Annotated in this window: 26 protein-coding genes and 1 pseudogene; 13 read left to right on the forward strand and 14 right to left on the reverse strand. The window is 69.7% G+C overall.

The genetic code is table 11. The features are described from left to right. The first annotated feature begins 32 nt into the window (after nucleotides 1-32). The gene (locus D7231_RS02610) at nucleotides 33-401 is read left to right on the forward strand and encodes a hypothetical protein (protein ID WP_120753226.1); all 369 of its coding nucleotides are present in this window, start codon (nucleotides 33-35) and stop codon (nucleotides 399-401) included. A 285-nt stretch (nucleotides 402-686) separates the two neighbouring features. Beyond that, nucleotides 687-881 (forward strand): DUF5708 family protein, encoded by a 195-nt coding sequence (locus D7231_RS02615; RefSeq protein WP_120753227.1) that lies wholly within the window; start codon nucleotides 687-689, stop codon nucleotides 879-881. 187 nt (nucleotides 882-1068) lie between these two features. Here the strand turns inward: D7231_RS02615 and D7231_RS02620 are convergent, their stop codons facing one another. The 4 genes from D7231_RS02620 to D7231_RS02635 form a co-directional block, all read right to left on the reverse strand. Next, the gene (locus D7231_RS02620; protein WP_120753228.1) at nucleotides 1069-2181 is read right to left on the reverse strand and encodes a hypothetical protein; all 1113 of its coding nucleotides are present in this window, start codon (nucleotides 2179-2181) and stop codon (nucleotides 1069-1071) included. 386 nt (nucleotides 2182-2567) lie between these two features. Next, on the reverse strand, nucleotides 2568-3869 hold the full coding sequence (locus D7231_RS02625; RefSeq protein WP_120753229.1) for a ricin-type beta-trefoil lectin domain protein: 1302 nt from the start codon (nucleotides 3867-3869) through the stop codon (nucleotides 2568-2570). Nucleotides 3870-4053: 184 nt separating this feature from the next. After that, nucleotides 4054-4707 (reverse strand): response regulator transcription factor, encoded by a 654-nt coding sequence (locus D7231_RS02630; RefSeq protein WP_120753230.1) that lies wholly within the window; start codon nucleotides 4705-4707, stop codon nucleotides 4054-4056. After that, complete coding sequence (locus tag D7231_RS02635; protein WP_120753231.1) at nucleotides 4692-5954, reverse strand: sensor histidine kinase; 1263 nt, start codon at nucleotides 5952-5954, stop codon at nucleotides 4692-4694. Before D7231_RS02635 ends, D7231_RS02630 begins: the two co-directional genes overlap by 16 nt. A gap of 156 nt (nucleotides 5955-6110) precedes the next feature. Between D7231_RS02635 and D7231_RS02640 the strand changes: the two genes are divergently transcribed. The 3 genes from D7231_RS02640 to D7231_RS38275 all read left to right on the forward strand — a co-directional run bounded on the left by D7231_RS02640 (nucleotide 6111) and on the right by D7231_RS38275 (nucleotide 8176). Next, the gene (locus tag D7231_RS02640; RefSeq protein WP_120753232.1) at nucleotides 6111-6566 is read left to right on the forward strand and encodes a hypothetical protein; all 456 of its coding nucleotides are present in this window, start codon (nucleotides 6111-6113) and stop codon (nucleotides 6564-6566) included. A gap of 209 nt (nucleotides 6567-6775) precedes the next feature. Then, nucleotides 6776-7594: a hypothetical protein gene (locus D7231_RS02645; RefSeq protein ID WP_120753233.1), complete on the forward strand. Its 819-nt coding sequence runs from the start codon at nucleotides 6776-6778 to the stop codon at nucleotides 7592-7594. A 291-nt stretch (nucleotides 7595-7885) separates the two neighbouring features. Beyond that, nucleotides 7886-8176: a hypothetical protein gene (locus D7231_RS38275; protein WP_324197062.1), complete on the forward strand. Its 291-nt coding sequence runs from the start codon at nucleotides 7886-7888 to the stop codon at nucleotides 8174-8176. Between the two features lie 159 nt (nucleotides 8177-8335). Here the strand turns inward: D7231_RS38275 and D7231_RS02655 are convergent. After that, nucleotides 8336-8836 (reverse strand): annotated as a pseudogene (locus D7231_RS02655) (class I SAM-dependent methyltransferase); the annotation flags it as partial. A gap of 41 nt (nucleotides 8837-8877) precedes the next feature. On the opposite strand from D7231_RS02655, the gene D7231_RS02660 reads away from it, so the two are divergent. The 3 genes from D7231_RS02660 to D7231_RS02670 all read left to right on the forward strand — a co-directional run bounded on the left by D7231_RS02660 (nucleotide 8878) and on the right by D7231_RS02670 (nucleotide 12645). Next, nucleotides 8878-9318: a hypothetical protein gene (locus D7231_RS02660; RefSeq protein ID WP_158673704.1), complete on the forward strand. Its 441-nt coding sequence runs from the start codon at nucleotides 8878-8880 to the stop codon at nucleotides 9316-9318. A 183-nt stretch (nucleotides 9319-9501) separates the two neighbouring features. Then, entirely contained in the window at nucleotides 9502-10398 is an 897-nt protein-coding gene (locus tag D7231_RS02665; protein ID WP_277875534.1) for a hypothetical protein, read from the forward strand. Between the two features lie 18 nt (nucleotides 10399-10416). Then, a complete protein-coding gene (locus D7231_RS02670) occupies nucleotides 10417-12645 on the forward strand; it encodes an MMPL family transporter (protein WP_158673705.1) in 2229 nt (742 codons plus the stop codon). 12 nt (nucleotides 12646-12657) lie between these two features. Here the strand turns inward: D7231_RS02670 and D7231_RS02675 are convergent, their stop codons facing one another. Continuing rightward, nucleotides 12658-13395, reverse strand: a complete 738-nt coding sequence (locus D7231_RS02675) for an SDR family oxidoreductase (protein WP_120753239.1) — start codon at nucleotides 13393-13395, stop codon at nucleotides 12658-12660. Between the two features lie 151 nt (nucleotides 13396-13546). Here D7231_RS02675 and D7231_RS02680 point away from each other — a divergent pair, with 151 nt between their 5' ends. After that, nucleotides 13547-14347 (forward strand): helix-turn-helix transcriptional regulator, encoded by an 801-nt coding sequence (locus D7231_RS02680; protein ID WP_120753240.1) that lies wholly within the window; start codon nucleotides 13547-13549, stop codon nucleotides 14345-14347. A 215-nt stretch (nucleotides 14348-14562) separates the two neighbouring features. After that, nucleotides 14563-15558 carry a zinc-binding dehydrogenase gene (locus tag D7231_RS02685; RefSeq protein WP_120753241.1) on the forward strand — a complete coding sequence of 332 codons (996 nt, stop codon included), beginning with the start codon at nucleotides 14563-14565 and terminating at the stop codon, nucleotides 15556-15558. Nucleotides 15559-15726: 168 nt separating this feature from the next. Here D7231_RS02685 and D7231_RS02690 read toward each other — a convergent pair whose 3' ends face one another. Next, nucleotides 15727-16290 carry a GNAT family N-acetyltransferase gene (locus D7231_RS02690; RefSeq protein ID WP_120753242.1) on the reverse strand — a complete coding sequence of 188 codons (564 nt, stop codon included), beginning with the start codon at nucleotides 16288-16290 and terminating at the stop codon, nucleotides 15727-15729. Between the two features lie 212 nt (nucleotides 16291-16502). Here D7231_RS02690 and D7231_RS02695 point away from each other — a divergent pair, with 212 nt between their 5' ends. Continuing rightward, on the forward strand, nucleotides 16503-16703 hold the full coding sequence (locus D7231_RS02695) for an SCO3870 family protein (RefSeq protein WP_120753243.1): 201 nt from the start codon (nucleotides 16503-16505) through the stop codon (nucleotides 16701-16703). A gap of 57 nt (nucleotides 16704-16760) precedes the next feature. On the opposite strand, the gene D7231_RS02700 is transcribed toward D7231_RS02695, so the two are convergent. From D7231_RS02700 to D7231_RS02715, 4 genes are all read right to left on the reverse strand, one after another. Continuing rightward, nucleotides 16761-17315: a GNAT family N-acetyltransferase gene (locus D7231_RS02700; RefSeq protein ID WP_120753244.1), complete on the reverse strand. Its 555-nt coding sequence runs from the start codon at nucleotides 17313-17315 to the stop codon at nucleotides 16761-16763. A 57-nt stretch (nucleotides 17316-17372) separates the two neighbouring features. Then, a complete protein-coding gene (locus tag D7231_RS02705; protein WP_120753245.1) occupies nucleotides 17373-17750 on the reverse strand; it encodes a VOC family protein in 378 nt (125 codons plus the stop codon). A gap of 396 nt (nucleotides 17751-18146) precedes the next feature. Further along, complete coding sequence (locus tag D7231_RS02710; RefSeq protein WP_120753246.1) at nucleotides 18147-18770, reverse strand: hypothetical protein; 624 nt, start codon at nucleotides 18768-18770, stop codon at nucleotides 18147-18149. A gap of 380 nt (nucleotides 18771-19150) precedes the next feature. After that, nucleotides 19151-19630, reverse strand: a complete 480-nt coding sequence (locus tag D7231_RS02715; RefSeq protein WP_120753247.1) for a MarR family winged helix-turn-helix transcriptional regulator — start codon at nucleotides 19628-19630, stop codon at nucleotides 19151-19153. A gap of 85 nt (nucleotides 19631-19715) precedes the next feature. Here D7231_RS02715 and D7231_RS02720 point away from each other — a divergent pair, with 85 nt between their 5' ends. Both D7231_RS02720 and D7231_RS02725 read left to right on the forward strand, forming a co-directional pair. Then, the gene (locus tag D7231_RS02720; RefSeq protein WP_120753248.1) at nucleotides 19716-20666 is read left to right on the forward strand and encodes a quinone oxidoreductase family protein; all 951 of its coding nucleotides are present in this window, start codon (nucleotides 19716-19718) and stop codon (nucleotides 20664-20666) included. A 269-nt stretch (nucleotides 20667-20935) separates the two neighbouring features. Next, nucleotides 20936-22234: a phosphatase PAP2 family protein gene (locus tag D7231_RS02725; protein WP_120753249.1), complete on the forward strand. Its 1299-nt coding sequence runs from the start codon at nucleotides 20936-20938 to the stop codon at nucleotides 22232-22234. A gap of 100 nt (nucleotides 22235-22334) precedes the next feature. On the opposite strand, the gene D7231_RS02730 is transcribed toward D7231_RS02725, so the two are convergent. The 3 genes from D7231_RS02730 to D7231_RS36405 all read right to left on the reverse strand — a co-directional run bounded on the left by D7231_RS02730 (nucleotide 22335) and on the right by D7231_RS36405 (nucleotide 26330). After that, complete coding sequence (locus D7231_RS02730) at nucleotides 22335-23045, reverse strand: DUF4232 domain-containing protein (protein ID WP_120753250.1); 711 nt, start codon at nucleotides 23043-23045, stop codon at nucleotides 22335-22337. A gap of 180 nt (nucleotides 23046-23225) precedes the next feature. After that, complete coding sequence (locus D7231_RS02735; protein ID WP_120753251.1) at nucleotides 23226-26045, reverse strand: AfsR/SARP family transcriptional regulator; 2820 nt, start codon at nucleotides 26043-26045, stop codon at nucleotides 23226-23228. 123 nt (nucleotides 26046-26168) lie between these two features. Next, nucleotides 26169-26330 (reverse strand): hypothetical protein, encoded by a 162-nt coding sequence (locus tag D7231_RS36405; protein WP_158673706.1) that lies wholly within the window; start codon nucleotides 26328-26330, stop codon nucleotides 26169-26171. Between the last annotated feature and the right edge of the window lie 21 nt (nucleotides 26331-26351).

Genomic DNA, 26351 nt, shown 5'->3' on the forward strand with positions numbered 1-26351 from the left:
ACCGAACTCCGTCACGAACCTCCGGAGGAAGCATGCGCAAGAAGATCTATACCGCCGTGGCGGTGCTCGCCCTGGCCGTGGCTCCCGCGGTGGCACCGGTGGCCGCTCAGGCTGCCGCCCCTTCCACAGGAGAAAGAGTCCAGGTCTGCCCGGAACCGTTCGGCCTCGAGCGCAGCCACGGCAAGATGAGCGGCACCATATGCGGCAACCACCTGCACGGCTGGGTGGAGGACACCAAGGCCGACGGCCGCTGTGTCTTCGGAATGTTCCAGTTCAGTGGGGGTTCCGATATGTACTACACGAACTGGGCCGCTCCGAAGGGGAAGAAGATCGAGTTCGACATCTGGGGGCCCGCCGGTTCCTACCCGTCGTATTTCGAGGTCGGATCCATCCCCTGCTAGGGCCCTCGCCTGCGACCGCCGGCGCGGGGAGGGCCGTCGCGGCCGGGCGCGGTGTGATGGGGGATACCGCAGCGGCCGTCCGCTTCCCACGCCGGTCGTCTCGACCAGGATTGATCACGGGGCGGCCGTGACAGGATGAAGGCCGCGGCTTCCGGTCCATCGAAGTGTGTAGTGCGCATCTCATCCAGCGGGTTGAGGTTGTGCCCCCGCGTCCCTACCTAGGGTTGTGGGCGAGCAACAGCCCTGGGCACCAGGGACGGAGCGACCTCAAGGAGATCAGCCACCATGGTTCCCGCCTCGAAGAACATCGCCGAGGGCGCAGTTTGTGCCGTCATCGGACTTGCGCTGCGCTTGTTCACCGAGGATGTCCACATTCCCGTCTTTACGCTCACGAAGGTGGGCGTGGTGCTGATGGCTGTCGGCGGCATACAGCTGCTCTACGGCGTGTACCAGACGTTCAGCGCGCGGAGTGCGGAGTAGCGGACGGCCGGGCAGCGGGCGCTTCGCTTGGGCCGCGCTGCCTGCCCTTGCGGATTACCTTGACCGACCGGGGAGTTTGCGACGCCGCCCCGATCCGGCCGGTGTTGTTCGACACCCCGTACATGGACCGTTTGCTCTGCCCGGCCCGTAGACCTCGGCCCGCCCGACCACGTGGCAGGGTCACGGGCTAGAAAATGCCGGCGCGCATGTGGTGCGTGAGGTTCTCCAGGATCTCGCGCAGCCACGGGCTGCGGACGGCCGGCAGCCGGACCAGGGTGTGCTGGAACGCGTACCCGTCGGCCCGGAAGAGGCGATCAGGGCGCGATATGGGTGGGTCGAAGTCGTCGCGGAGGACGCCGTCGGGTATGCCGCCCGCCGCGGGAACGGGCAGATCCGGCTCGGGGAAGGCCAGCCACAGCCACACTCCGAACGGCAGCGGCACCGGGTACGCCGGGACGGCCGGGACGGCCGGAGTCCAGGCCTCCCCGGTTTGCGGATGGGCCGGCACGAGAAGGATGCCGGCGTCCGTGTCGGGGGCGGGGAGTCCCGGGCCGGCCAGGACGGCGCGTCGCGCCGGCGGACCCGTGGGCAGCAGGGCGTCGAGGGCGCGTTGGAACACGTCCTTGGCCAAGCCATCCGGGACCGTCACCGGCCGGCCCGCCGAGGCCACCAGCAGGTGGGCGAGTGCCCGGCCGGCCGCAGCTTCCCACTGCGGGCTCCACGACCACCGGCGGATCGATCCCAGCGGTGACCCCCACGTGGTGAGCGGCTCGAACGGGGGCGTGCTCTTTCCCTCGGCCATCAGCTCCGCCCAGGAGAGCGGTGGGGTGTCGGCGCCGTCGACGGGGAGGCGGCGTACGGCGTCCGGGGCGAGCCACATCGCCTGCCAGAGCGAGCAGTCGTCGATCCTGCTCGCCACGGGCAGGCCGCACGCCTCGCAGGCCATGTTGGGGCCGTCGGCCCCGTCGAGGCCGCAGCAGTACCCGCCGCCCTTCTCCGGGATCAGCAGAGTGCCGCGGGTGTCGCCGGGTGCGATGACGATCGCGCTCGGCGCTCCGTCGGACAGGGAGTAGACCGGCGCGTAAACACCGCGGGCAACCGCCTCGTCCGGATGGATCTCCTCCCACCTCCGCCACGGCGGCCCCCAGGGCTCCGGGTCCACGGCGAACGTGCCGGGTTCCATGAGCACGGGGAGCTGAACCCCGTTCCCGTACTTCTGATGGGCGTGGGCCGGCAGGGCGACCTGGGACAACGGGGCGGTCAGCTCGGCGCCGCACCCCGCACACACAAAAACGAACAAATGTCCTCCGCTTAGGAAACGAAGGCATCATCGCAGTTCGGCAGCGGCCCGGCCAATCAGTTTTGGGGTGGGGCCCGGTGGGAACCGGAGGGAAGGCGCTTGGAGGAGGTGACCCGCCGAGCGGTCGACGCGGACGTGCTGCGCGACCGCCGGCTGATGGCGGTCAAGGCCGTGTGGGAGGCCCTACGCCCGCTGGAGCCGGGCCTGTACGAGGCCCGGCACCATTGTGGGCACCCCGGCATCGATCGGGGCTGCCCCACGAGCTGCTCGGCAAGTAGTCCGCGGGGCTGTGGGCGGCCTGCCCTGGTAGACGTCTACCGGCGTCTACCAGGGCAGGCCGCTCCTGACGGTCGCGCCCGCCCCCGTAAAGCGGGCGGCGGTGGCCGCTACTTCGGGGTGGTCCAGAGCTGGCGCTTGTACGTGTTGGCCGTGTGCAGTTGGACCTTGGTGCCGTCGGCGGTGCTGCCGCCGGTCACGTCGAGGACCTTGCCGGACGCGACGTGCACGATCTGCCCCTTCGCGTTCACCGACCAGCGCTGCGAGGCGCCGCCGTTGCAGTCGAAGAGTTCGATCTTGTTGCCGTCGGCGCTCGCGTTGCGCGCGTTGTCCAAGCACTTGCCCAGCGCGCGGAACGTGCCGTCCTTGCCCACGATCCACGACTGCGCCGCGGAAGTGTTGCAGGTGTAGAGCTGGATCTGGGTGCCGTTGACCGCCTTCCCGCCCTTGACGTCGAGGCACTTGCCGCCGAGGCCGGCCACCTTGCCCTGGGGCGGGACGGCCGCGCCGGCACCGGCGGCGAGGTAGCGCAGGCCTTGCACGTCGAACTGCTGGATGTAGTCGCCCACGCGACCGTCCTGGTAGCCGTGGTTCGCGGTGCACATCACCGGCTTCTCGCCGGAGTCCTTGCCCACGGCGCAGTCGCCGCGCGTCGCGCTGCGGTCCGCGTGCGTCAGGCCCATGGTGTGGCCGAGCTCGTGACTGATGTGGTTCGGCATGAACGTCTCGCCCCAGGAAGGCAGGGGCTTGCCGTCCGCGGTGAAGAACGAGCTGTCGATGTAGGCGTGCCCGCTGGTCACGGTCCCGGGGATCGACGAGGAGATGAGACCACAGCTCAGGTTGGGAGTGCCCGAGCCGTCGTGCACGATCTTCCAGCCGGTCTGGCCGTTGTCCGCCGGCGGCACGCACGGGTGCTTGAGCACACCGATGACGATCTCGCCCTTGGGCCGGGAGTAGTTCCAGCCCACAGGGGTGGTGTCGACGGAGATGGGCAGGTTGGTGATGCGCTTGAGGTCGGCTGCGGACGCCTTCACGTAGCGGCCCAGCCAGTCCACGGACTTCTGGTCGTAGAACTTGATCGTGTAGCCGGTCGACAGCGACTTGGTCACGCCGTTGCCCAGCTTCCACCCCTCACCCTGCGGTGCTCCTGCCACCGCCGCCTTCGCGTGCACGGGCGCGGGGCCCAGCGACATCACACCGTTCTCGAAGGCAGTGCCGTCGGTCGTGGAGACACCGGAGTCCGCCTGGTCGGGCAGATTGTCCACCGGGCCGGAACTCGCCGGTGCCGCGGCGGGCTCCGTCGTCGTGCTCTCCGTGCCGAAGGCACCGGGCGAGAGCTGCACCGCCGCCGCGATCGCCGCCGCGGTACCTGCGGCGGCGACGGCTATTCGGCGCTTGCCGGTAAGTCTCATGTCCTGAATACCCTTCCCCGTTGTTCACTGGCCGCCCGGGCCCGGACCGTTCCGGTCTCCCGGGGCGGTGTGATCCTAGGCCGTCGGTCCGACAACCGATCACGCAGGGACGTACGGATGCAGGGGCATACGGATGCAGGGACGCACGGAAGGCTGTCCGGATGCTGTCCGGTGCGGTTTCCAGCTAAAGCCAGGGCTTGTTGAGGTAGGTGAGGACGGCGCGGACCCGGCGGTTGCTGTCGTTGTCGTCGGTGATGCCGAGCTTGCCGAAGAGCGAGGTCGTGTACTTGCTGATGGCGCTTTCGCTGAGGAAGAGGCGGCGTCCGATGGCCTGGTTGGACAGGCCTTCGGCCATGAGGCCCAGCACGGAGTACTCGCGTTCGGTGAGCTGTTCCAGACCCCGGCTCGGGGACCCGCTGGAGAGGAGTTTGGCGATGACGGCCGGGTCCATGGCGGTCCCGCCGCCCGCGACGCGTTCCAGGGCGCCGATGAACTGGTCGGCGTCGAAGACGCTTTCCTTGAGGAGGTAGCCGACACCGCCGGAGCCGTCGGCCAGGAGCTCGCGGGCGTAGAGCTGTTCGACGTGCTGGGAGAGGATGAGGACGGGCAGCCCGGGCATCTCGCCGCGGGCGGCGAGCGCGGCCCGTAGACCCTCGTCGGACTGGGACGGCGGCATACGGACGTCGATGACGGCCACGTCCGGGCGCCATGTCCGCAGTGCGTCGAGCGTCTCGGGCCCGGTGGTGGCCGTGGCCACGACCTGGTGGCCGCAGGCCTCGATGAGGCGGACCAGCCCGTCGCGCAGGAGGTAGAGGTCTTCGGCTACAACGATTCGCATGGCACCGCCATCTTGACACGCGTCGGGCCGCCCGGCGGGCTGCTGATCTCCACGGTGCCGTCGAAGACGGCGAGGCGGCGGCGCAGGCCCGCGAGCCCGCCGCCCGCCCGGACGCCGGCTCCGCCCCGGCCGTCGTCCTCGACCTCGGCGGTGATGCCGCTGCCGTCCCGGGTGAGGGAGACGTGCGCCCGGGATGCCCGGGCGTGCCGGACGGTGTTGGTCAGCAGCTCGGCGATGCCGAAGTAGAGGGCGGCCTCGATCGGCGCCTCCAGACGGGGCGGGGTGTCGGCGCTGACGGTCACGTCGAGAGGCATGTCCAGGGCGAGCGCGCGGACGGCGTCGGTGAGCCCCCGCTCGGTCAGTACGGGCGGGCTGATGCCCTGGATGAGCTCGCGTAGCTCGGCCAGTGAGGCGGTGGCACCGGCTTGTGCCTCCCGCAACAGTGCCCTGGCCTGGGCAGGGTCGGTCTCCATCAGCTGCCCGGCGGTCGCCAGGGAGAGCCCGAGCGCCACCAGGCGGGCCTGTGCACCGTCGTGCAGATCCCGTTCGATCCTGCGGATCTCGGCGGCCTGCGTGACGGTGGTGTCCGCGCGCTGGGCGGTGAGTTCCTCCACCCGGTCCGCCAGCGCCATCGCGGGCGACGGGCGCAGGAAGCGGACGGCCACCGGCTCGACGGGCCGCCAGGCGTACGGGGCGGAGGCGACGGCCACGACCAGGCCGAACGCCCCGGCCAGGCGCGCGGCAAGCCCCGGCTGGCCGCCGAATCCGAGGACCGCCGTAGCCAATCCGGCCGGCGGGAGGGACGCGACCAGACCCGCGGTGAACGGGGCGATCGCCGTGAAGCGCAGGTCGCGCCAGGTGGCGGGATCGCTCCAGCGGAGCCGCCACTTCTGGTCCATGAGGGCGTCCCGGCGGCTGCGCTCGTAGGAGGAGCCGTTCCACCAGTACCCGGTGGACATCTGCGTCACCGGCCCGGCCTGCCGGTATCCGGCGGGGATGACGGTGGTGGTCCACCGCGCGACGAGGAAGCGAACGACCCGGCAGACCGGGCGGCACAGCGCGAGCGTGCCCGCGCACACCAGCACGAACGGCGCGACCCACGACCACGGGTTCGCCGCACCCCACCAGATCCCCAGCGCCACGGCGGCGGCCCACACGGCCGGGACCAGCATGCTGACGGTCGCCACGACGCACGCCCGTACGAACCCCACGCCGACGCGCGCCGGCCACGAACCCAGCTGTCTCATCACTTCTTCTTCCTCCGCCTACCCCTTCGATGCTCCCACTGTGCACCGCGCCGAGCCGGCTACCGCCCTGATCAGCGGGGGAGTGGGGCTAGCCCCACCCACTCGTGCCTCCAGGCCGATACCGCGCCGGCCAAGCGCTCCGTAGCGTCGGTGAGCATGGAAACCGACACGCACACCACGAACGAGGCACTCCTCCTCAACACCCCCCGCGCCCAGGAAGCCCTCGGCAAGACGAAGAACAGCATCAAGATCTACGGCGTGCTCAGCGCCGTCGCCCTCGCGACGGTCATCGGGGTGTCGGGCAGCGGCCATACGGTGAACACGTTCATGTGGGTCCGGGCAGTCCTGCTGCCTGTGGTCGCGGTGTTGATCTACCGGATGACCCTCGCCGCTTCCCGGGGATCCCGGCGGGCCTTCGAGCGCGTGAGGACCCTGGCCCTCATCATGCCGATCGCCATCGTCGGCGTGGACCTGATCCCGGGGGTCTGCCCGCTCTGGTACGCCGTGATGCAGATCGTCTGCATGCTGCCCGTCGTCCGAGCGGCGTTCATCACCCGCGGCTCCGCACTGCGCGCCGCCTTCCCCAAGCCGCCCTTGACGCCGCGGGCCTGAGCGGCTGCGTACACAGTGCGGGCAGCAGACCCCGTACATAGTGCGAAGCCGCAGACACCGAAGACGGGGCGCCGGCCACCGGGATGGGGCACCGCGCCACGCCCATCCCTGGCACGGGAACCGGCTAGGAGAGTGAGTCGCCGTTGCCGGCAACGAAAACGATCGTTTTCCCGGACGTCCAGAAGTTTCCCCCGTATTCCTCTCGACGAATGGGGTTCACCGTGCGTTCTGCGTGTCCTCGGACCCGGCGGAATATCCTTCTCGTCAGTGTCGCCGGTGTCACCGCGGCCGGCCTCGTGGGATTGGTCCACACTCCGGCCACCCCTGTGTCGCGTGACCAACGCGAGATCTCCGACTGCCTAGGCAGGGAGGACGGCTACGACCGCACGCCCTTGCTGAACAACAAGGAATGGGCGCGGGCGGAGAACCGCAGCCTGGGATACGGCAGGTACGCGACATGCCGTTTCACCATCACACACGACTCCAGGTACGTGGACTTCGGCCAAAGGGCCGTGTCGGACACCTACGGCGCTTGCGACGGGCCGGCATGGAGTGTCGAGCTGATTGTCAACGAGTCCGTGGCCAGATCAAAGGCGACGACCTGGGAGAGGGAGAGGACCAGGAGAAAGGAGCGGTCGATCGAAAGGAACGTCTCGGGGACGATCACGGCGGCCATCGCGGACGTGCTGGACGTCAGCCTCGGCCGCAACGCCACCCTGGGCCGCCGAGAAGAAACCGAACAGAGAAAAATGAGAGGCGACACCACGGCATGGACCGACAGCAAAACCGATGAGAAGAAGAGCATCGTCGGCATGCCCGAGGGAAAGAGGGTGTACCTCCAGTCCGCTCCGTGGCTCCAGAAGAGCTCCGGATACCTGGAGATGAGCTACTGGGAGGGTGAGTCCGGCGGCCGCAGCAGGGCCGTGAAGAAGATCGACCTGACGACTCACACCCCGGTCCTGAGGGAGGGCAAGAAGCCGCGCATGGACTACCAGACGAGGTGGATGGCGTGCCCCAAGAAGAAGTGACCTCCGGCCGGCCCGGCGAATGGCCCATAGCGCCTGGACCCCGCCGCTCGGGGACAGAGTAGCGGGGCGCATACTGGGCTGATGGCCTCGCTGTCCCCTTCGTCTCGGTTTCGGGACCCACAGCTCAAAAAGGGAGCGTTCGTCGGCACTGTTCTTGTGTGCTGCCCACGCTGCGCCCGGCCTGCCCACGTCGTGCCGGCCTCCGGACTCTCCGGCAGCGGGGCGTCCTCGATGTCTGCTCAGCGGAGTCTCGTGTGCCGCAGCTGTGGCCTGTCGCGGAGACACCCGGGTGTGCCGCTTGTCTTCCGTTTCGGCACGGGACCGATCACGGACCCTTATTTCAACGTGCCGCTGTGGCTCCAGACCGAGACCCGGCATGGCCTGCTGTGGGCCTACAACCTGGAACACCTCACGCTGATCGGGCAGTACGTGCAGGCGCCGTTGCGGGAGCGACCCCCGCCGTCAGAGGCGGGGTGCACGATGTCGTTCATCGCCCGGCTGCCGGCATGGATCAAGCGGGCGAAGAACCGCACCGAGGTCCTGCGAGCCATCGACCGCATGCGGACCTCGCTGGTGAGCTGACCTACCGCTCGATCCTGCGCCGGGGCTATGTGTTAATGAGGTGCTCGGCGAGGTTCCCGGCGCGGTGCGGGTCAGCAGACGACTCCGGGCCCGCCGCGCGCAGAGCCACCCCCCACAACCGCGGTCCGTTCCTCTCCGCGCCGTGCCCCCGCCGTCGCGTCACGCGGAAGGTGGCGTTTCCGGTTTGCGGGCCTCCCAGAAGTCGATGAGGAAGGCTCCCTCGCGGGCTGCCCGGGTCAGGGCGCGGGCGCCCTGGACCATGAACTTCCTGACCGGGGAGTCGTCGAGCTGTTCGCCGAGGGCGGCCAGCTCGTCCAGGAAGTCCCATGTGGACGTGAGGTCTCCCGTCGCTTCGGTGTCGCCCACGACGATGTCGGTGAAGCCGACGCGCCGCAGTTGTCCGGCAAGCTGGGCGGGCGTGGCGAGGTGGGGCAGCGCGTAATAGCGGCAGACCGGCTCGATGAGGCGGTGGGCTTCTTCGGTGGTCAGGCCGTCGTCGGCGAGCCACTCGTAACCGATCGAGATCCCACCGGGCTTGAGGACCCGGGCGATCTCGGCGTGGGTGCGGTCCTTGTCGGCCGTGTGGCAGATGGCCTCGAAGGCGTAGACGACGTCGAACGAGGCGTCCTCGAAGGGCATGTGCATGGCGTCGCCGTCGCCCGCTCGACACCGCCGCCGGTGGCTCCGCGGCCTTCATGCCGGTGCCCGGCGCACACCGCGCGTACGAAGCCGCCTGCGCACGGCTGCTCGGCCTCCAGCACGAAAACGGTGCGTGGGAGGGCGAGATGGAGTGGAGCACCATGATCCTCTCCCAGTACGTCATCGTCCTGCACATCCTGGAACGCTCCCCGGACGAGCCGACGCGGCAGTCAATCCTCCAGTGCTTCCGGAAGGCCCGTACCGCTGAGGGGAGTTGGGGCATGCACCCGCAGGCGCCACCGTCGGCGTACGCCACGACACTGGCCTACGTGGCCCTGCGCCTGCTGGGTACCGAACCCCATGACTCCCTCGCCGCCGGTGCCAGGCGGTGGATCCACACGCAGCCGGGCGGTGCCGGCGCCGTTCCGCAATGGGGGTTCTTCTGGCTCGCGGTGCTGGGCCTGATGCCCTACCGGCAGGTGGCACCGGTTCCCCCGAGATGATGCTCCTCCCCAGGTGGGCTCCCCTGCACCCCGAACGGCTCCTGGGCTGGACCCGGATGCTCTACCAGGCCATGGCCTACCTGTACGGCGCGAAGTTCCACGCGGCCCCGAGCCCCGTCACCCGCGCGCTGCGCCGAGAGCTGTTCCCCGGACCGGGCCCGGTCCCGGGAGTCGACGGTCCGCCTGTCCGCAGCACGGACGTGTACGTCGCCGGCGGCCGCGCACTGCGCGTGCGGCGGCGACGGCCAAACCTCCATGGTGCGGCGTACGATCCACTCCGCCGGCCCGGCGACGACCGTCTCCCGAACGGCCAGCGTGCTGCTGCACGGCCCCGCCCTCCCCGAGGAGGGATACGGTCACGTCTTCGCGGGCGGCCCCGGCGCCGTCCTGGCCTACCGGCTCGACGACGACACCGTCCGCGTGACCATCGACATCCCCCTGTCGCCCCTGCGCTCCACGGACTTGCGGTCCTACGTCCAGCGCGTCTACTCCCGGTTCCTCCCCGGCACCCTGGCCGGGCCCCTGTCCACGGCTCTGGAGCGGAAGACGGTGCAGTGGGCCGCCAACCGGGTCCGGCTGCGCACCTTCCACGGCCGGGGGCCCTACGCCCTGGTCGGCGACGCGGTCGGCACCTGCCACCCGCTCACCGCCTCCGGACTGACCATCGGCCTGCGCGACGCCGAATGCCTCGCCCGTACCGAGGACGTCGCCGCCCACGGCCGGCGCCGACGGGCCGCCGTGCGGGCACACGAACACCTCGCCGCCGCCATGCACCGCATCTTCTGCGACCCGGGCCGGACCAGCGGGGACCTGCGCCGCAGCATGTACGCCGTCCTGCGCGCCAGCGGCAGCGAACGCGAACGCGAACGCGAACGCATGATGCGGCTGCTGTGCGCGGAAGAGCTCGGCCCCCTCCCTCTGACCGGCGCCGTCCTGCACGTCGCCGGTCACGCACTGCGCGAACAACTGGTGACAGGCCGGTGCTGTACGACATGGCGCACGTCCGTCCGGGCGTGCGGGGACTACCTCAGCTGGCTGCGATGGATGAGCCGCTCCCCGGGACACGGCTGGGGCGGGTGACCGAGGAGGATGCGCCCCGTGCACCGTCGGCACAGCGTTCACGACACGGCAGCGGCCCGGGGCGCCTTCAGGCTCCTCGGAGCCGCCGTCCGGTGGCGGCCCTGGCACACGGTTCGCCTGACACTGGCCGCGTGCGTTCTCGGCACCCTGGCCATGGGCCTGTTCGGCACCGGAGGTCTGGACAGGCTCAGCATCACCGGGGCGGTCCCGTACGGCTCCGCCGCCACCCGGGACAGCGCCGCGCTCGGAAAACGCTACGGCTTCTCCGCCCCTGAACTGGTGCTGCTGCTGAGCGCCGCGTCGGACGTGCGCTCGCCGCAGGTCGCGGCGGCGGGCCGCGCGGTGGAGGAGAACGTACGGCGGGCACCGGGCGTCCGGGCCGCCTCCTCGTACTGGAGCACGAACGATCCCGCCCTGCTCTCCCGGAACACGCGCTCGGCACTGGTCACCGCCAACCTGACCGGTGACGAGTCACACCGGGCGAAGACCGCCCAACGGCTGGTTGCCGCCCTCGGCGAACACCGCGGGCCGGTGACGATCACGCCCACCGGAACGGCATGGACCCATGCCGAAACCCTGGACGCCAACCGTGCCGACCTGATCAGGGCGGAACTGATCTCCGCGCCGGCCTGTGCCCTCATTCTCCTGTTCGTCTTCCGCTCCCTCGTCGCGGCGCTGCTGCCGGTCGTCAGCGCACTGATCGCCACGGCGGGCACCCTGGCCTTCCTGCGACTGCTGACCTCCTTCATGGAGGTCTCGGTGTACGCCTCGAACATCGCCACCGCCCTGGGGCTCGGCCTGGCGGTGGACTACGGCATCCTGGTGGTCTCCCGCTTCCGCGAGGAATCCGTGGCCGCCGTGCCCTTGCAGGAGGCCATCGAGCGCAGCGTCCGCACGGCGGGCCGTACGATCGTCGTCTCGGCGAGCATCGTGCTGGCGTCCCTTTCCGCCTTGCTGCTCTTCCCCTTCGTGTTCATGCGCTCGGCCGCTTGGGCCGCAATCGCCGTGGTGGTCTTCTCGGCAGCGGCTTCCGTGATCGTGATCCCGGCCCTGCTGGCGCTTCTCGGACGGAGCATCAACCGGTTCGACCTGTTCGCCCGCTTCCGCCGGCACGGCCTTCCCGACCCCGGGGGAAGCCCGGGCTGGCGCCGGGTGGCCCTGGCCGTCACCCGGCGGCCCGGCGTGGCGGCACTCGCCGCCACCTGTCTGCTGGCCGTGCTGTCCCTGCCCGCATGGCACGTCGCCCTCGGCCCGACCGGCGTGGACGATCTCCCGCAGCACAGCAAGTCCCGTACGGCGGCAGTGATGATCCGTCAGGACTTCGCCTCGGCACCGGAACGGGACCTGACTGCCGGACTCCCCAAAGGGACACCGCGTGAGGACGTCGAAGGCTACGCCTGCACCGTTTCGGCGCTGCCGCAGACAGCCGCCGTCCGTACCCTCACCGGGCGGTACCGCGGGGGCACGAAGGCCGAGGCGCCAGGTCCATGGGACGTACACCTGGATTCACCGGGCGGCCCGGTGCTGGTCGTCACGTCACGCTTTCCCCCCGGCGCGGACGGCTCGGCGGCCCTGGTACGACAGCTGCGTACGCTTCCCGCCCACGGCCGCGTCCTCGTCGCCGGGGAGGCGGCAGAGGCGGTGGACGCCCTGTCCGCCATCCGGCGGACCCTGCCCTGGTGCTGCGGCCTCATCGCGGCCGGGACGTTCGTGCTCATGGCCTTCTTCACCCGCAGCCTGCTGGTGCCGTTCAAGGCCGTGGTGGTGGCGGTGGCCGGCCTGACGGCCACGCTGGGCTGCCTGGTGTACGTGTTCCAGGACGGACACCTGCGGGGTGTCGTCGGCGACTTCCGCGCCCCCGGCTACCTCTTCGACATGACGACCGTCTTCCTGCTGGCGACCGCCTACGCGCTGTCGGTGGACTACGAGGTCTTCATCGTCGCCCGCATCAAAGAGGAGTATCTCGCGTCGGGCGACAACACCTCCGCCGTCGTCGTGGGGATGCAGAGAACGGGCCGCCTGGTCACAGCAGCGTCACTCGTCTTCGCAACCGCCATGGCCGGCCCCGCGACCTCCCAGGTCACCCCGCTCAAACTGACGGGGGCCGGGCTGGCTCTGGCAGTCCTGCTGGATGCTGTTGTGGTACGGGGAGCTCTGGTTCCCGGCCTGATGACGCTGGCGGGCAAGGCGAACTGGTGGCTGCCGGGGGGATGGGGGCGGCGCCGTCAGGTTCGCCGCGGGGCGTGAGACGGCTGTTGGTCAGTTCTGAGCGGTGGGCCGGACGACGATCTCGTTCACGTCGATGGTTGCAGGCTGCTCGATGGCGAACGCGATGGCATGGGCGATCGCCTCCGGCGGGATCGCAATCCGGTCCCGCATCTCCGTAATCTGCGCTCGGACCTCCGGGTTCGTCGATGCCTCGGCGAAGGGGGTCCCTACCGCGCCGGGCGAGACGGTGGTCACCCGCAGAGAATCACCGGCCTCCTGGCGCAAGCCTTCGCAGATGGCGCGGACCGCGAACTTCGTACCGGCGTACACCGCCATGCTCGGCACGATGCGAAACGCGGCCGTGGAGGCGATCGTGATGAAGTGGCCCGCGCCCTGGGCCCGGAAGACCGGCAACGCTGCGCCGATTCCGTGCAGGATACCCTTGATGTTGACGTCGACCATCTGATCCCACTCGTCGACCCGCAGATCGTCCAGAGGCGAAATCGTGCCGACCCCCGCGTTGCTGACCAGCACGTCGAGCCGGCCGAATCGCTCGCCGGCCAGGGCGACCAGAGCGTGCAGGTTGTCCCGTCGCGTCACGTCCGTGCGGGTCTGCACGGCCGTGCCGCCCGACTTCTCGATCCGCGCTACCAGCTCCGCGAGGCGCTCGGACCGGCGCGCGCCCAGGACGAGCCGCGCGCCACGCTCGGCAAGCAGCAGCGCGGTCGCCTCGCCGATGCCGCTGCTGGCTCCCGTGATCGCCACGACCTTGCCGTCGATTCCCGACATGATGCCCGCCTCTTCACTCTGAATTATTGGTACTCGGTGACCCGCAGAGGCCATCGGTGAGAGCTGTACACCCCGCTCGGGATCCAGTGTGTGAGGTCTTTAGCCTGGTATCCAGATCGCGTTTATTCTGGAACCAGGAGTGCCATCCACCATGCAGACGCAGCCGAATCAGCGCCATGAGCTGGGCGCCTTCCTTCGCAGCCGCAGAGAGCGGATCACCCCTGACCAGGTCGGACTGCCGCGCACCGGCCGACGGCGGACCCCTGGTCTGCGCCGGGAAGAACTCGCGCTGCTCGCCGGGATCAGCGTCACCTGGTACACGTACCTCGAACAAGGCCGGGACATCCGCACCTCGGACCAAGTGCTCAACGCCCTCGCCTCGGCACTGCAACTCGACCGGTACGAGCGCGGTCATCTCTTTCAGCTCGCCGGTCACGCGGCCGCGGCCGAAACCGAAGAACCCGAGCCGCTCGCCGCCGAGGTGGCAGCCGTCCCCCTCCTGCTCCAGCCGCATCCGGCATACATCATCGGCGGCAACTACGACGTGCTCAGCTACAACCGGGCAGCCGACGAACTCTTCCCGCACCTCACCGCGGCGGCGGACCGGCCGGCGAACATCGTCCGCTGGGTGTTCCTCGAACCCGCCGCCCGGGACGTTCTGGTCGACTGGGAGCCCGAGGCACGCGGCCTGCTCGCCCGGCTCAGAACACTGGCCGGACGCCACCCGGGCGACCCCCGGTACACCCGGCTGATCGACGAGCTGAACACGGACAGCCCCGAAGTACGCGCCTGGTGGCCGCAGTACGACGTCCAGGCCCGACACGGCGGACGGAAACGGCTACGTCGCCCGGGACACGGGGTGATCGATTTCGCTTACACCGCTTTCCACTTGGCCGAACACCCGGAACAAACACTGGTGATCTACTCCGACAGCCGGGACTCGGCTGATTGAGCTTCCTCCCCGGTCCCGCGCCGGCCGCAACGGCGTGATCACCCTCCCGCCATGCGACCCGTCCGGCCCCCTGGCGCCGCAGGCAATGTTCGCCCTGTCGACGACGGCGCGTGGACGCCGGCCGTTCTCGCCGGCGTTTCTTCAAGGGGAACCCGGTCTGCGTGTCGCATCATAAAAGGCGTAAATATTGTCTTATGTGGCATTAGGTTCGGACTATGTTCGCCGCTTACGCCGCACGTATCGACCCTGACCAGCCGCTGAGCGCACTCGAGCTGGGCGAGCGCCCCGAACCCGAGGCGCGGCCCGGCTGGACGACCGTGAACGTCAAGGCCGCCTCGCTCAACCGCCATGACCTCTGGTCGCTGACCGGGGCCGCGCTGGGCCCGGTCCCGCTCAGCGGGGTCGAGGTGACCGAGGAACAACTGCCGATGATCCTCGGCTCCGACGCCGCGGGCATCGACGAGGACGGCAACGAGGTCGTCCTCCACAACGTCATCGGCCAGACCGGCTACGGCCTGGGCCCGGACGAGACGCCGGCCATGCTCAGCAAGCAGCACTACCAGGGCACCTTCGCCGAGCGGGTCCGCGTCCCCCTCTGGAATGTGGTGCCCAAACCGAAGGAACTGTCCTTCGAGGAAGCGGCCTGTCTGCCGACCGCATGGCTGACCGCCTACCAGATGTTGTTCACCAAGGCGGGCGTACGGCCCGGCCAGTCCGTCCTGGTACAGGGCACGGGCGGCGGCGTGGCCACCGCGGCCATCGTGCTGGCCGCGGCGGCCGGACTGCGGGTCTTCGCCACCAGCCGCGACAAGGCCAAGCTCAAGCGGGCACGCGAGCTGGGGGCCGAGGGCGCCTTCGAGACGGGGACACGGCTGCCGCACCAGGTCGATGCCGTCATCGACTCCGTCGGCGCCGCCACCTGGTCCCACTCGCTCACATCACTCAAACCGGGCGGCACTCTGGTGATCTGCGGTACGACCAGCGGGACGAACCCGACGGAGGCCGAGCTGCACCGCATCTTCTTCTACGAGCTCAAAGTCGCCGGCTCGACCGGGGGCACCAAGGAGGAGCTGGCGGACCTGCTGAACTTCTGCGCTGCGACCGGCGTACGGCCCGTCATCGACTCCGTACTGCCCCTGGACCGGGCCCGCGAGGCATTCGAGAAGATGGCGAAGGGCGGGATGTTCGGGAAGCTGGTGCTCACGGTATGACGGCGAGTGCGGACAGGACGCCTGCGTGAAGCAGGCCCCCGCCCGGGGGACGCTGAATGCCCGCCACCGCGACGTACCGCACGACCGCACGACCGGCCGGCCGCCGAGCACCGCTGGCCACCCGTGCCGCCGTTACAGGAGACTCGCCGTCCGCCGTCCTACGTGCCGTCAGGCTTGCCGGCGAAGGTCCAGCATGTAGAGGACCTTGTCGTAGCGGCGTCCGCCGGAGGCGACGAAATCAGGTAGCCGACCGTATTCAGTGAAGCCCAGCGACCGGTAGAGGTGCAGGGCATTGCTGTTGTCGCCGCGAGCGTCCAGGGTGAGGACCTCGATGCCCGACAGCCGGGCATCAGCGATCAAAGCAGAGGCCAGCGCCCGGCCGACGCCACACCCATGGGCGGCAGCATCCACCGCGACCTTCTCCAGATCGGCGTGCGGCCGGTGGGTCGGGCGGGTGTAGCGCAGCCAGTACCCCAGCCCGACCAGCCGACGGCCGAGGTATGCGACCCGCAGGGAACCATCACCGGCCTGCACCGCACTCACGACGTGGCTGAAGAGCGCCGCCACTTCACGGAGTGAGGGTGGTTCGACCCAGCCGAGTGCGGCACCTCCGCGGACCAGGTCCGCCAGGATGCGGTGGGCCGACTCAGTAAACCGGGCCTCAAGGTCCGGCTCGGAAGCCAGCTGCATCGCGTCCAAGATGAGCGGCTCAGCAGTCCCGCTGCTGTTCATGGTCGTACGCACAGCCGGATCCTATCCGGCAGTCATGGGGGAGTTGATGCGGCGCTTCCGGAAAGGGCTTGCCGGCCAACGCCGTTCCTGGCAGTCGCAGCAACTCATCCAGCATCGGGGGCCGGGTCCCGATCGCACCGGGACGGGGCACCTTGACGCACCGTGCTTAGACTCGAAGATCAAGCATCGGCTCATAGTTCAAGGGAGATGGGATGAAACAGCCTACTTTTGCCGGCCTGTCCGCCGCGCTTGCAGGACTGGGGACGGCGCTGGGCTTCCTCACGGTTCAGTTGCGCGCAGAGGGTTACGAGCAGTATGTCGAGTCCGTGGCCACCGCCAGCGTCGTGATGTGGACCACCGCATGCCTGACGGTCGTGACGTGGGTCCGCTACCGCCAGATGAACTCGGAGTGAGTCCCAGAATGCCGACGGGCGCCGGGGCATCAGCCCCGGCGCCCGCCGCGCACGGGCTCAACCGGAAGGCGTGACCGGCGACCACACGCCGAACCACTGCTCGGCGCCGTACTCCTCGAACCTTCCCGCTTCGGTGAACCCCAGTTTCGCCGCGAGGCGCATCGCGCGGTCGTTGGCGGTCCGGGTGCAGAGCACCACCGGCTCGCCGGGAAGTGCGTCGGCGCACCAGCCGAGTACCGCTGCGCATGCCTCGGCGGCGTACCCGTATCCCCACGCCTCCGGCAAAAACATGTAGCCGAGCTCGGCCTCACCGGCATCCGGGCGGACGTGACCCGGGCGCTCGGCTTCGCGCCGATCGAGCGTGACCATGCCGATCATCGCTCCGTCGAGATCTATCACGAAGAGGCCGGGGCGCCGCCCGGGCACCTCGGGCACCGCGCGCTCGAGCTCATCGCGTGGTCGAGGGCCACCGATGTAGGTGCCCACCTCCGGCGAGGCGAACAGCTCGATGAACGCCGCACGGTCCCGGGCCTCGGGCTCGCGGAGGACGAGGCGCTCGGTCCTGATCGGGGCAGGTGGCCAGGCGCAGGCGACGGCTCCGGGCTCAGTCATGCCGGTCAACCTGACGGGGGCGCGCCGCTCGCGCCCCGGCAATCAAACGGCAGGGCATCAACCGTTGGCCCGCTCTGCCGCGCTGCGTTCCACGCAGAATTCGTTGCCCTCGGGGTCGTGCAGCGTTACCCATCCGGTTCCGTCCGGCCTCCGGTGGTCTCCCTGGAGCGTGGCACCGAGCGAGAGCAGGCGCTCGACCTCCTCGTCCCGGGTACGGTCCTGGGGCTGGAGATCCACATGCACCCGGTTCTTCACCGCCTTGCGGTCATCCACTCTGACGAAGAGCAAGGTGGCCGTAGCAGTCGTGACCAGGGCTTCCGGGTCGCCCGGGAAGTCGTCATCAGCGAGCGCGCCGTCCAGGGCCTGGGCCCAAAAACCCGCAAGAGCATAGGGATCGGCGGAGTCGATGGTGATGTGACGAATCAAGGAACTCATGTTCGGAGTCGATCACGAATGCCTCCGACCGTCCAGAGGCGCCCAGTCTCTACCAGTTCGCCCGGCCGCCACGACCGGCCATCGACGGGACAGAACACCGCCGGGTCCGCCCACCAGCCCGGCCCGGCCACATGGCCTCGACTTGCTCAAGAACGCCCGGCTTTCCCTGCGAAGGACCGCTGCTCGGCCACCTGCCGGACGAAGAATTCATCCTGACCGGGCCCTTCGCACCAAAGGACTCAGACCACCGAGGCAGGACTCGGCAGCCTCTGCGGCGTCAGCCTGGTCATCTACTGGCCGGCGACGCGGCATCCCCCCTTCCTGCCCCGACGAGTCAGTGGAACTGACCGTACGGACACCCGGAACCCGGGCGCGGCAGAGAAGTGGAGAGGAGACTCAGGAGAGCGTGGCGTCGCCTTCCTCGGGCGAGGCCACGCTTGCCTGCTTCTGCCCGGGCCGGCCCGCCCCGTCCCGCTCGCGCGTCACGCTGTAGTTGACCGACCGTCCCTGCTTGCTGCGCTGCGCCTTACCCCGGGCCACGAGTGCTTCGAGGGTGTTGCGCACGACGGTCGCCTGCACCGTACGCGCCGGATGGGCGGCACTCACACCGTTCGTGATCTCAGCAACGGACTGCGGCCCCTGCTGTCCGGCCAGGTACGACGAGACGATCTCGCCCCACGTGACTTCCCCTCGCGCTGCCTTCGTCCCGCGGCGTCCGGCCCGTGCCGGCGCGGGCGGCTGGGACGAGCGCGGCCGGGGCACCTTCGCGTCCGGCTTCTTGTCGGCCTCCGGCTCAACGGCGGCATCACTCGGCGACGGCTGCACCGTTGCGACCGGCTCACCCGTGAGGGTGACCTGAAGCTTCAGCAGTTGCTGATGGTCGGCTTCCAGCGTCTCAAGACGCTGCTGGAGCGCCGAGATCTCCGAACGGACCTGCTCCCGTTCCTTGGACACGCGCTCGATGTCCGCGGTGACTTGGGCCGTGTACTGGTCTGTGAGGGAGTTGGCAGTGTCTGGCATGAGGTTGTCCCCAATCCGGTTGCCGTGTGTGAGCCGCGATGTTACCCATGCCGCCCCACCAGCGGCAGAGGCTTGGTTGATTGAAGAGCTGCTCGATATTGACGAACTGCTCGATCCGGGCCTCCCACCAGGGGCGTGGCGAGTCGGCCGCTGGTCGGCTCACTGCACTGCGTGCACTGCCACGTACGCGTCGGAAGGCCGCGGAGTACGAGGACGGCGAGCTCGTCCGCCTCCAGGCATGTGGCTCGCTTCAACCCGTGGTATGCGGGCGGTATTTGCCCACACCGAGAGCGATGTCCGGCGCTACTCGGGGGCGTACTCGACGGTGGGTGTGAAGACCACGAGGGCGTCGCCGGGCGCAGCCCGACGTCGGTGCCGGCTCACGTGGCCGCTCGGCGTGTCTGCTGGGCCAGGACGCTGGTGGCCCGTTCCAGGAGTTCGCAGAGTGCGGCGTGTTCGGAAGGCGTGAAAGCGTCGGTGAGTGCGCGCTCAAGGATAGTCACCTCCTGGTAGGCGCGGTCGAGGAGCGCCTGACCCTCCTCCGTCAGGGTGGCGATCTGCACCTTGGCGTGGACCGGGGACGCCTCGCGGCGGATGAGTCCCTTGGTCTCCATGTTGGCCAGCACGCTGCTCATGCTCTGCTGAGTCACCCCGCAGGAGCGGGCCAGCTGGGCGCCGGACATGCCGCCTCCACGGGAGAGGGCCAGCAGCACGGTGTACTGCGTCATGCTCAGCCCGTACGTCCGCAGCACCGACTCGTGGTGCGCCATCAGCGCCTGCTCCGCCCGCCTGATCCGGGTACAGAGGAACTCCTCGACCGGGCCTTCCACCATGCACTCCCACTCCAATGACAGGCTCATGGGTTGACTCAGGAGCCTTACATGCCATTACATACCTACAGTCCTCACGTATCAGGATACTGAGTCAACCCAAGGGGCTGTAACCATGAAGGCCGTCCTCCTCGACCACGATGACCAGTACCGGGTCGCCGAAATCGACGAACCCGCACCCGGTCCCGGCGAGGTGGCGATCCGGGTCGCCTACGCCGGGATCCAGTGGGGGGACACCATGGTCCGGGACGGTCACTTCCCCGTGCCGCGTCCCTTCGTGCCCGGCTTCGAGGCGTCGGGGCGCATCACTGCGGTCGGCGAGGGCGTCGATCCCGGCCGCGTCGGCGAGCCCGTCGCCGCACTGACCACGGCGGGCGCCTGCGCCGAGACGGTTCTGGCCCCTGCCGCGCTCAGCCTGGGCATCGGCGACCTGTCGCTACGCACCGCCGCGGGCCTCGGCTGGGCCGCGCCCACCGCCTACGACCTGATCAACACCGCCGCGCGGGTGCGGCCCGGCGAGAGTGTGCTGATCCATGGCGCGGCGGGCTCGGTCGGCACGCTTGCAGCCCAGTTCGCCCGGCTGGCAGGGGCCGGCCGGATCGTCGGCGTCGTCGGTAGCACTGCCAGGGCCGACTACGCCGCTCAGTTCGGTTACGACCAGGTTGTGCTGCGTGAAGAGTTCCCGGCGCGGCTCGGCGGCGGCGCGCCGTTCGACGTGATCCTCGACCCGGTCGGCGGCGCGACCCGCCGCGCCGCCCTGGAGCAGCTCGCGCCGCACGGCCGCCTCGCGGTCTACGGAAACCTCGGCACCTACGAACCGGTCTCGGCCGACATCGGCGACCTGCTGATGCAGGGCAAGTCGCTCATCTCGTACAACAGCAACCTGCTCAGCCGGACCCACCCCGAGCGGCTGGCCGACAGTGCCCGCCGCGCACTCGCCCTTGTCGCGGACGGCCAGGTGCGCGTGGACATCACCGCCGAATACGACCTGGCGGACCTGGCCACCGCCGTACAACGGCTCGCTGAAGGCGCCACCCACGGCAAGAGCGTCCTCCGCGTCGCCTGATCATCGAGCGCGGCGCCGACCCGCCCGCGTGGTGTCCGTGGCCAGTGAAGTTACCCGCGCCGCGTGATGGCATGATCGGTCTGAAGGACGAGCCCCCTCATCGCCCGCCCTTCACCGGAAAGCCACGTGATCCGGCATGAAGAGTGACATCTTTAACTAATACCTAACAAAACGGCCAAACATTGATATCCAGAGCATCGCGGGTGTTTTCGCGAATAGACAGCAGAATCAGCAGAATAAAGTGCGCCGCGCAGGGTCAGCCACGGACGATGCTGTGGGCAACGCTGGGTGTGGTGGCCCTCGGATTCCTCATCGCGCTGGAGATCGCCGCGCGTCACTACGCCGGTGTACCGGGACCGATCACCAACCAGGTGCGGGAGGTGATATTCGCCCCCAAGCCGGGACCGCTGTACGGCGGTCTGGCGTTGATGATGGTGGTGCTCACCTGGCGGCAACGGTTCATCGCGGCCGGTGTCGCGATCGGCATCGATGTCGTTTTCGTGCTGGTGCGCTGGGCGATCGGCGCCAAGACGCCCGACGGCCACTTCTTCGGCAACGGCGCGTTGTGGGTGATGCTGGGCTACGCGGTCATCGCCGTCACGCGCCGCACCGGCAAGGAACGTGTCCTGCTACTGAAGGGCGTCGGGCTGGGCCTGCTGCTGGTGGCCGGCCGCAAGACCGGTGACACCTGGCTGCTCATCACGTCGAAGACGCGCCCGACGGTGCTCGACCAGTACGTCGCAACCGCCGATCACGCACTGGGCAACCCGTCGTGGCTGGCAGGCCGGATCCTTGAGGCCACCGGCCCGATCGGCACCCATATCCTCGACGGGGTCTACGCTCAGCTCGCGGTGGCCGCGGTCGTCGTCGCGCTGTACCAGCTGCGCAACGTGGTGGCCGAGCGCCGCTTCCCGAGCCATCACCTGGTGCGCACGTTCCTGGTGATCGGCCTCCTCGGGCCGGCCATCTACATGATCTTCCCGGTCGTCGGCCCGGTCTTCGCCTACGGCCCGGGCGCATCCGGTACCGGTGGCGTGGAATGGGCAGTGGCCAACGTATGGCCGGACACGCTGCCGTCGATCGGCCTCCCGCACCCGGTGCCGTACGACGGGATCACCCCGCGGAACTGCATGCCCAGCCTGCACACGGCCTGGGCCACCGCGATCTTCATTCATTCCCGCAAGGGCCCACGAATTCTGCGATTCGCGGGCGCCTTCTGGCTGATTGCCACGCTCAGCGCAACGCTGGGCTTCGGCTACCACTACGGCGCGGATCTCGTTGCCGGCGTGGTGTTCTCGCTCACGATCGAAGCAGCTCTGCGCTCGCTCGACCGCGGCTGGGACCGGTCGGGAACCCAGCTGGTCGCCTACGGCACAGTGGTCTTCACCGCGCTCCTGCTCTCATACCGCTATCTCCCGATGGAAATGGCCAGGCATCCGTGGGTGTTCGGACCACTTCTCATTCTGGCGATGCTTTCAGTGCTCTTCGGCTACGTACGGACCACCAGAATGTGGGAGCCGAAGCCCACACCGGCGCGGCAACTGGAACTGCAACCCGAACCAGTCTGAGTCATATGGAAACGGCGTTCCTGTGACCCGTCACGACCACACAGTTTCGGGCCGACGGCAGTGTGCCGTCGGCCCGAAACTGTCCCCTTCGCCGGGTAGCTCAGAAGTCGTAGGGCTTGGCGGTGTTCCAGTTGAGAACGCTCGCCTCGGTCCAGGTGAACTTCGACGGCGTGCCGTCGCTGCCGAAGGAGGTCTGCTCGACCGCCGGACCGGTGTCGCCCGTCTGGTCGCGCATGGCGACGGAGAACTCCTCCGAGGTGTGGGTGTTCACGTTGCCGGAGAAGAGGGCCACGGCCGAGTAGACCTTTCCGCCGGGCTGGACCGTGATACGGGTGTTGCCGCCCGGGGCGTCCTTGTCCGAGTGGGGGAGGACGTTCACGCTGTCGCCGAGCATGACGGACGGGTACGACGTGACCCAGCACGGCTTGGAGTCGGTGTTCTTCGCGGTGATGAGCAGGTGCTCCCCGTTCTGCTTCGGGAAGCGGTGCAACACGGAGTAGGACATCTCCTGGCCGTCGCACGCGCGGACGTCCGCGGCGGCTGCCTTGCCGGTGATGGCCTTCAGTGCGTGAAAGCGGGTGCTGAAGTCCGGCTTGGAAGTGGTCTTGGAAGTGGGCTTGACGGTGGGGGAGCCCCCATGAGGCGGGGCCGTCCGGTGGACCATCGCGCGGGGCGTCGCCCCATCCGTGCCGCCGTTGCCGCCGGTGGCTGCCGTGGAGCCACCGGCGGCGGTCAGGGTCAGGGTCAGGGCGAGCGTGGCGGTGGCTGCCGCGGCGGCCGCTGTGATGGTACGGATGCGAGAAGTACGCATGGGGGCTCCCCGGGTAAAGACGTGGATCTCGCGGTACGTTCCCGCGATGTGCTCATCCTTGCCGGGCCGGCTGATGTACCGCTCACGTCCGGCTGATGTCCCACTCACGTCCGGCGGGCCGCCGCCGCCGTTCACGCGCGTCTCACAGTCCCACCACCCCGCCACCCCGCCAACGCACGCTCACGGCCGAGCCGTAAGCCTCCCCAGCGCCGCGTCGTACCGCGCCCGGAACCCCTCATCCGCCGACACCCGCAGCAGCGCTGCGAGCGCCCGTACCTCACCGTCCTCGTAGCCGGACGACTCCGCCTCCCGCGCCGCCAGGTCGAGCTGCCGGATGCCCTCGGCCTCGTCCCCGAGCCCCAGCAGCGCCTCTCCCTTCACCATGAGCAACAGCATCCGGGGCACGTCGGCCGTGCCCGATCGATCGCCGGCGGCGAGGGCCTCGGTCGCCGTGTCGAGGGCCGAGCGCCACTGCCCGGCGTCGACCTGATGCCGGGCGAGGTGTTGCAGGGCCAGTCGCTCGGTGGTCCGGTCGTCGGCCTTGCGCGCCAGCTCCACCGCCCGCTCGCAGCTTCGCGCGGCCTCGTCCGGGCCGCCGAGCGCCGCTTGGGCCATGGCCAGGACGATCAGCGCGTTCGCCTCGGCGCACGGGTCGCCCGCCCGGGAGGCGAGCGCGGAAGCGATGCTCAGGTGAGTGAGCGCCTCCGCGATGCGCCCTTCCTCGATCAGCACCCAGCCGAGCACGTTCAGCACCCGCGACTCGCCGTGCTGATCGGCGACGGCCCGGGCCGCCTCCAGCCCGGTCTCCAGGAGCGGTACCCAGCCGTCCCGCACGCGCCACACGATCAGCGGCCACAGCGTCAGGACGATCCGCCAGGTCCTGTCGTGCAGCCCGGCGGTACGCGCCGCGGCCACCGCCAGCGTGAGGTCGTCCCGCTCGGCCGCGTACCAGGCCACGGCGGCGGACCGGTCGCCGAACTCCCGTACGGCGGCGGGCGGTAGGAAATCCGCCGGCAGCGGGAAACAGTCCTCGTTGCCGGGTTCGGCCGCCGCCATGGCCGCGATGGCCGTGGCGATGTAGAGGTCGAGTACCCGCTTGAGCGCATCGGGCCCGGCGTCCAGGCCACGCGCGTAGAGTCGTACGAGATCGTGCAGCGTCCAGCGGCCCGGAGCCGTCTCCGTGACCAGGTGCGCGACGGCCAACCGCTCCAGGGCGCTCTCGGCGGCGGCCGGGTCGGTGCCCGCAAGGGCAGCCGCCGTGTACCGGTCGACGTGCGTGCCGGGGTGCCGGCCGAGATGGGCGAACTGATGGGAAACATGCCCAGGGAGCTGTTGCAGGGTCAGGCGCAGCGCTGCTCGTACGCCGGTGTCCTCCACGTCCAGCAGGCTCAGCCGACGCGTCTCGTCGGACAGCTCGGCGGTCATCGCCCCCAGCGACCAGGCCGGCCGCTGCGCCAGCCTGGCGGCGGCAACCCGGAGCGCCAGCGGCAGCCCGCCGCACAGCTCGGCCAGCTGCCGCGCGGCCACCGGCTCCGCGAGCACCCGTTCCGTACCGAGCACCCCGGCCAGGAGCGCCGTGCTGTCCTCCGGGCCGAGCACGTCCACGGGAACGGGCCGGGCGGCGTCGGTGACGATCAGCCCCGGCAGCCGGTGTCTGCTGGTGACGACGGTGACGCAGCGGAGACCGCCCGGCAGAAGCGGCCTGACCTGCTCGGAGTCACGCGCGTTGTCGAGCACCACGAGGAGCTGACGGTCGGCGGCGAACGACCGGAACAGCGCGGCCGCGCCGTTCGCCGACTCCGGTATCCGGTGCAGCGAGACCCCGAGCGCAAGCAGGAACTCGCGCAGCACCTCGATGAGGGCCGGCTCGCCCGTATCGCCGAAGCCGCGCAGGTCGGCGTAGAGCAACCCGTCGGGGAAACCGGCACGGCCGTGGTGTGCCCAGTGCAGCACCAGCGCCGTCTTCCCGACCCCGGCGGGCCCGGTCACCAGGCAGACGGGCGCCTCGCCCGCGGCAGCCCGCGACAGGGCGGCGAGCTCCGCCACCCGCCCATGGAAACCGCGCGGCGCGCGCGGCAGCAGATCGGGCCCACTGGTGTGGGGAACGGCGGCCGGTACGGGAGCAGGAGACGGGGCCTGCATCGATGTGGCCGGGGGAGAGGCCTGAGTCGTGGTGACCGGGCCCGATGCCTGAACTGTGGCGGCGGCTTTCGTCATGTCCCCTGCGGTGGCCTCCGCCGTCATGTCTCCTTCCCTGCCTTCCCCGCCGCACAGGGCCACGGCATAGGCGTCCGCAAGCTCCCGGCCCGGGTCCACACCCAGCTCGTCGGCGAGCAACCGCCGAGTGCGATGGAACCAGTCGAGCGCCTCCGAGCGACGGCCCGCCCTCCGGAGCGCCTCCATGAGGGCGACGGACAGCGATTCGCGCAGCGGATGGGCGACGGCCTCCGCGCGGAGCACGGCGGCGGCCCGGGCGTGCTCACCCAACCGCGCGTACCCGCAGGCCAGCTGCTCCACAGAAGCCAGCCGGAGCTCCTCCAGCGCGTGCGCGGCGGCCTGGAGCGGCGGACTCGGATACGCGTCGGCCAGCGCGGGCCCCTGCCACAACGACAGCGCCTCCTGATACATCGCCACCGCGTCGGCCGGGGCGCGCTGCTCCCGGGCCAGGGTTACGAGCTCCTCGAAGCGGTACGCGTCCAGCAGCGTCTCCGGCATCCGCAGGACGTAGCCCGCGCTCCGGGTGATCAGCTCGACCCCGAACGTCTCGGCGCCGGCGGCCGTCAGCAGGGTCCGCAGCTTCGACACATGGCCCTGGATGACCCCGCGGGCATGCAGCGGAGGCTCGTAGTCCCACAGAGCAGCCGTCAGCTGTTCGACCGAGAGCGAGTAGTTGGGCCTCAGCAACAACGCGGCGAGCAGACTGCGCCGTTTGGCGGGGCCGAGCGGGACGTCGCCGTTCTCAGTGCCGATCGCCACCGTTCCAAGCAGCCGGAATTCCACAGGTTTCCATGCCTCCTCATATGAAAGGAACAGGATGCCTGCTGGAGGACGGTTACCCGGTCATGGGCCACCTGCTGCCGGCCCGGGCCGAACCCGCCGCCGCCTACCGGGCGCGGGGAAGAGTCAGTCCTCCCCGACCCAGCTCAATTCGCGGGCCGAATCGCGGTGGGGCCCGGTGTGGCCCGCAGGCAGGCTGCACTTGGGCCATCCGAAGTCGTCCATGCGGTTGTCGGGGCCGAGGGCGGCGCAGCGCGGCTCGTCGGGTGCTGATGTGTTGTTGATCATGCGCCAACTCTCGCACACCTG

It is taken from the genome of Streptomyces klenkii (genome assembly GCF_003626645.1).
Lineage (GTDB): Bacteria > Actinomycetota > Actinomycetes > Streptomycetales > Streptomycetaceae > Streptomyces > Streptomyces klenkii.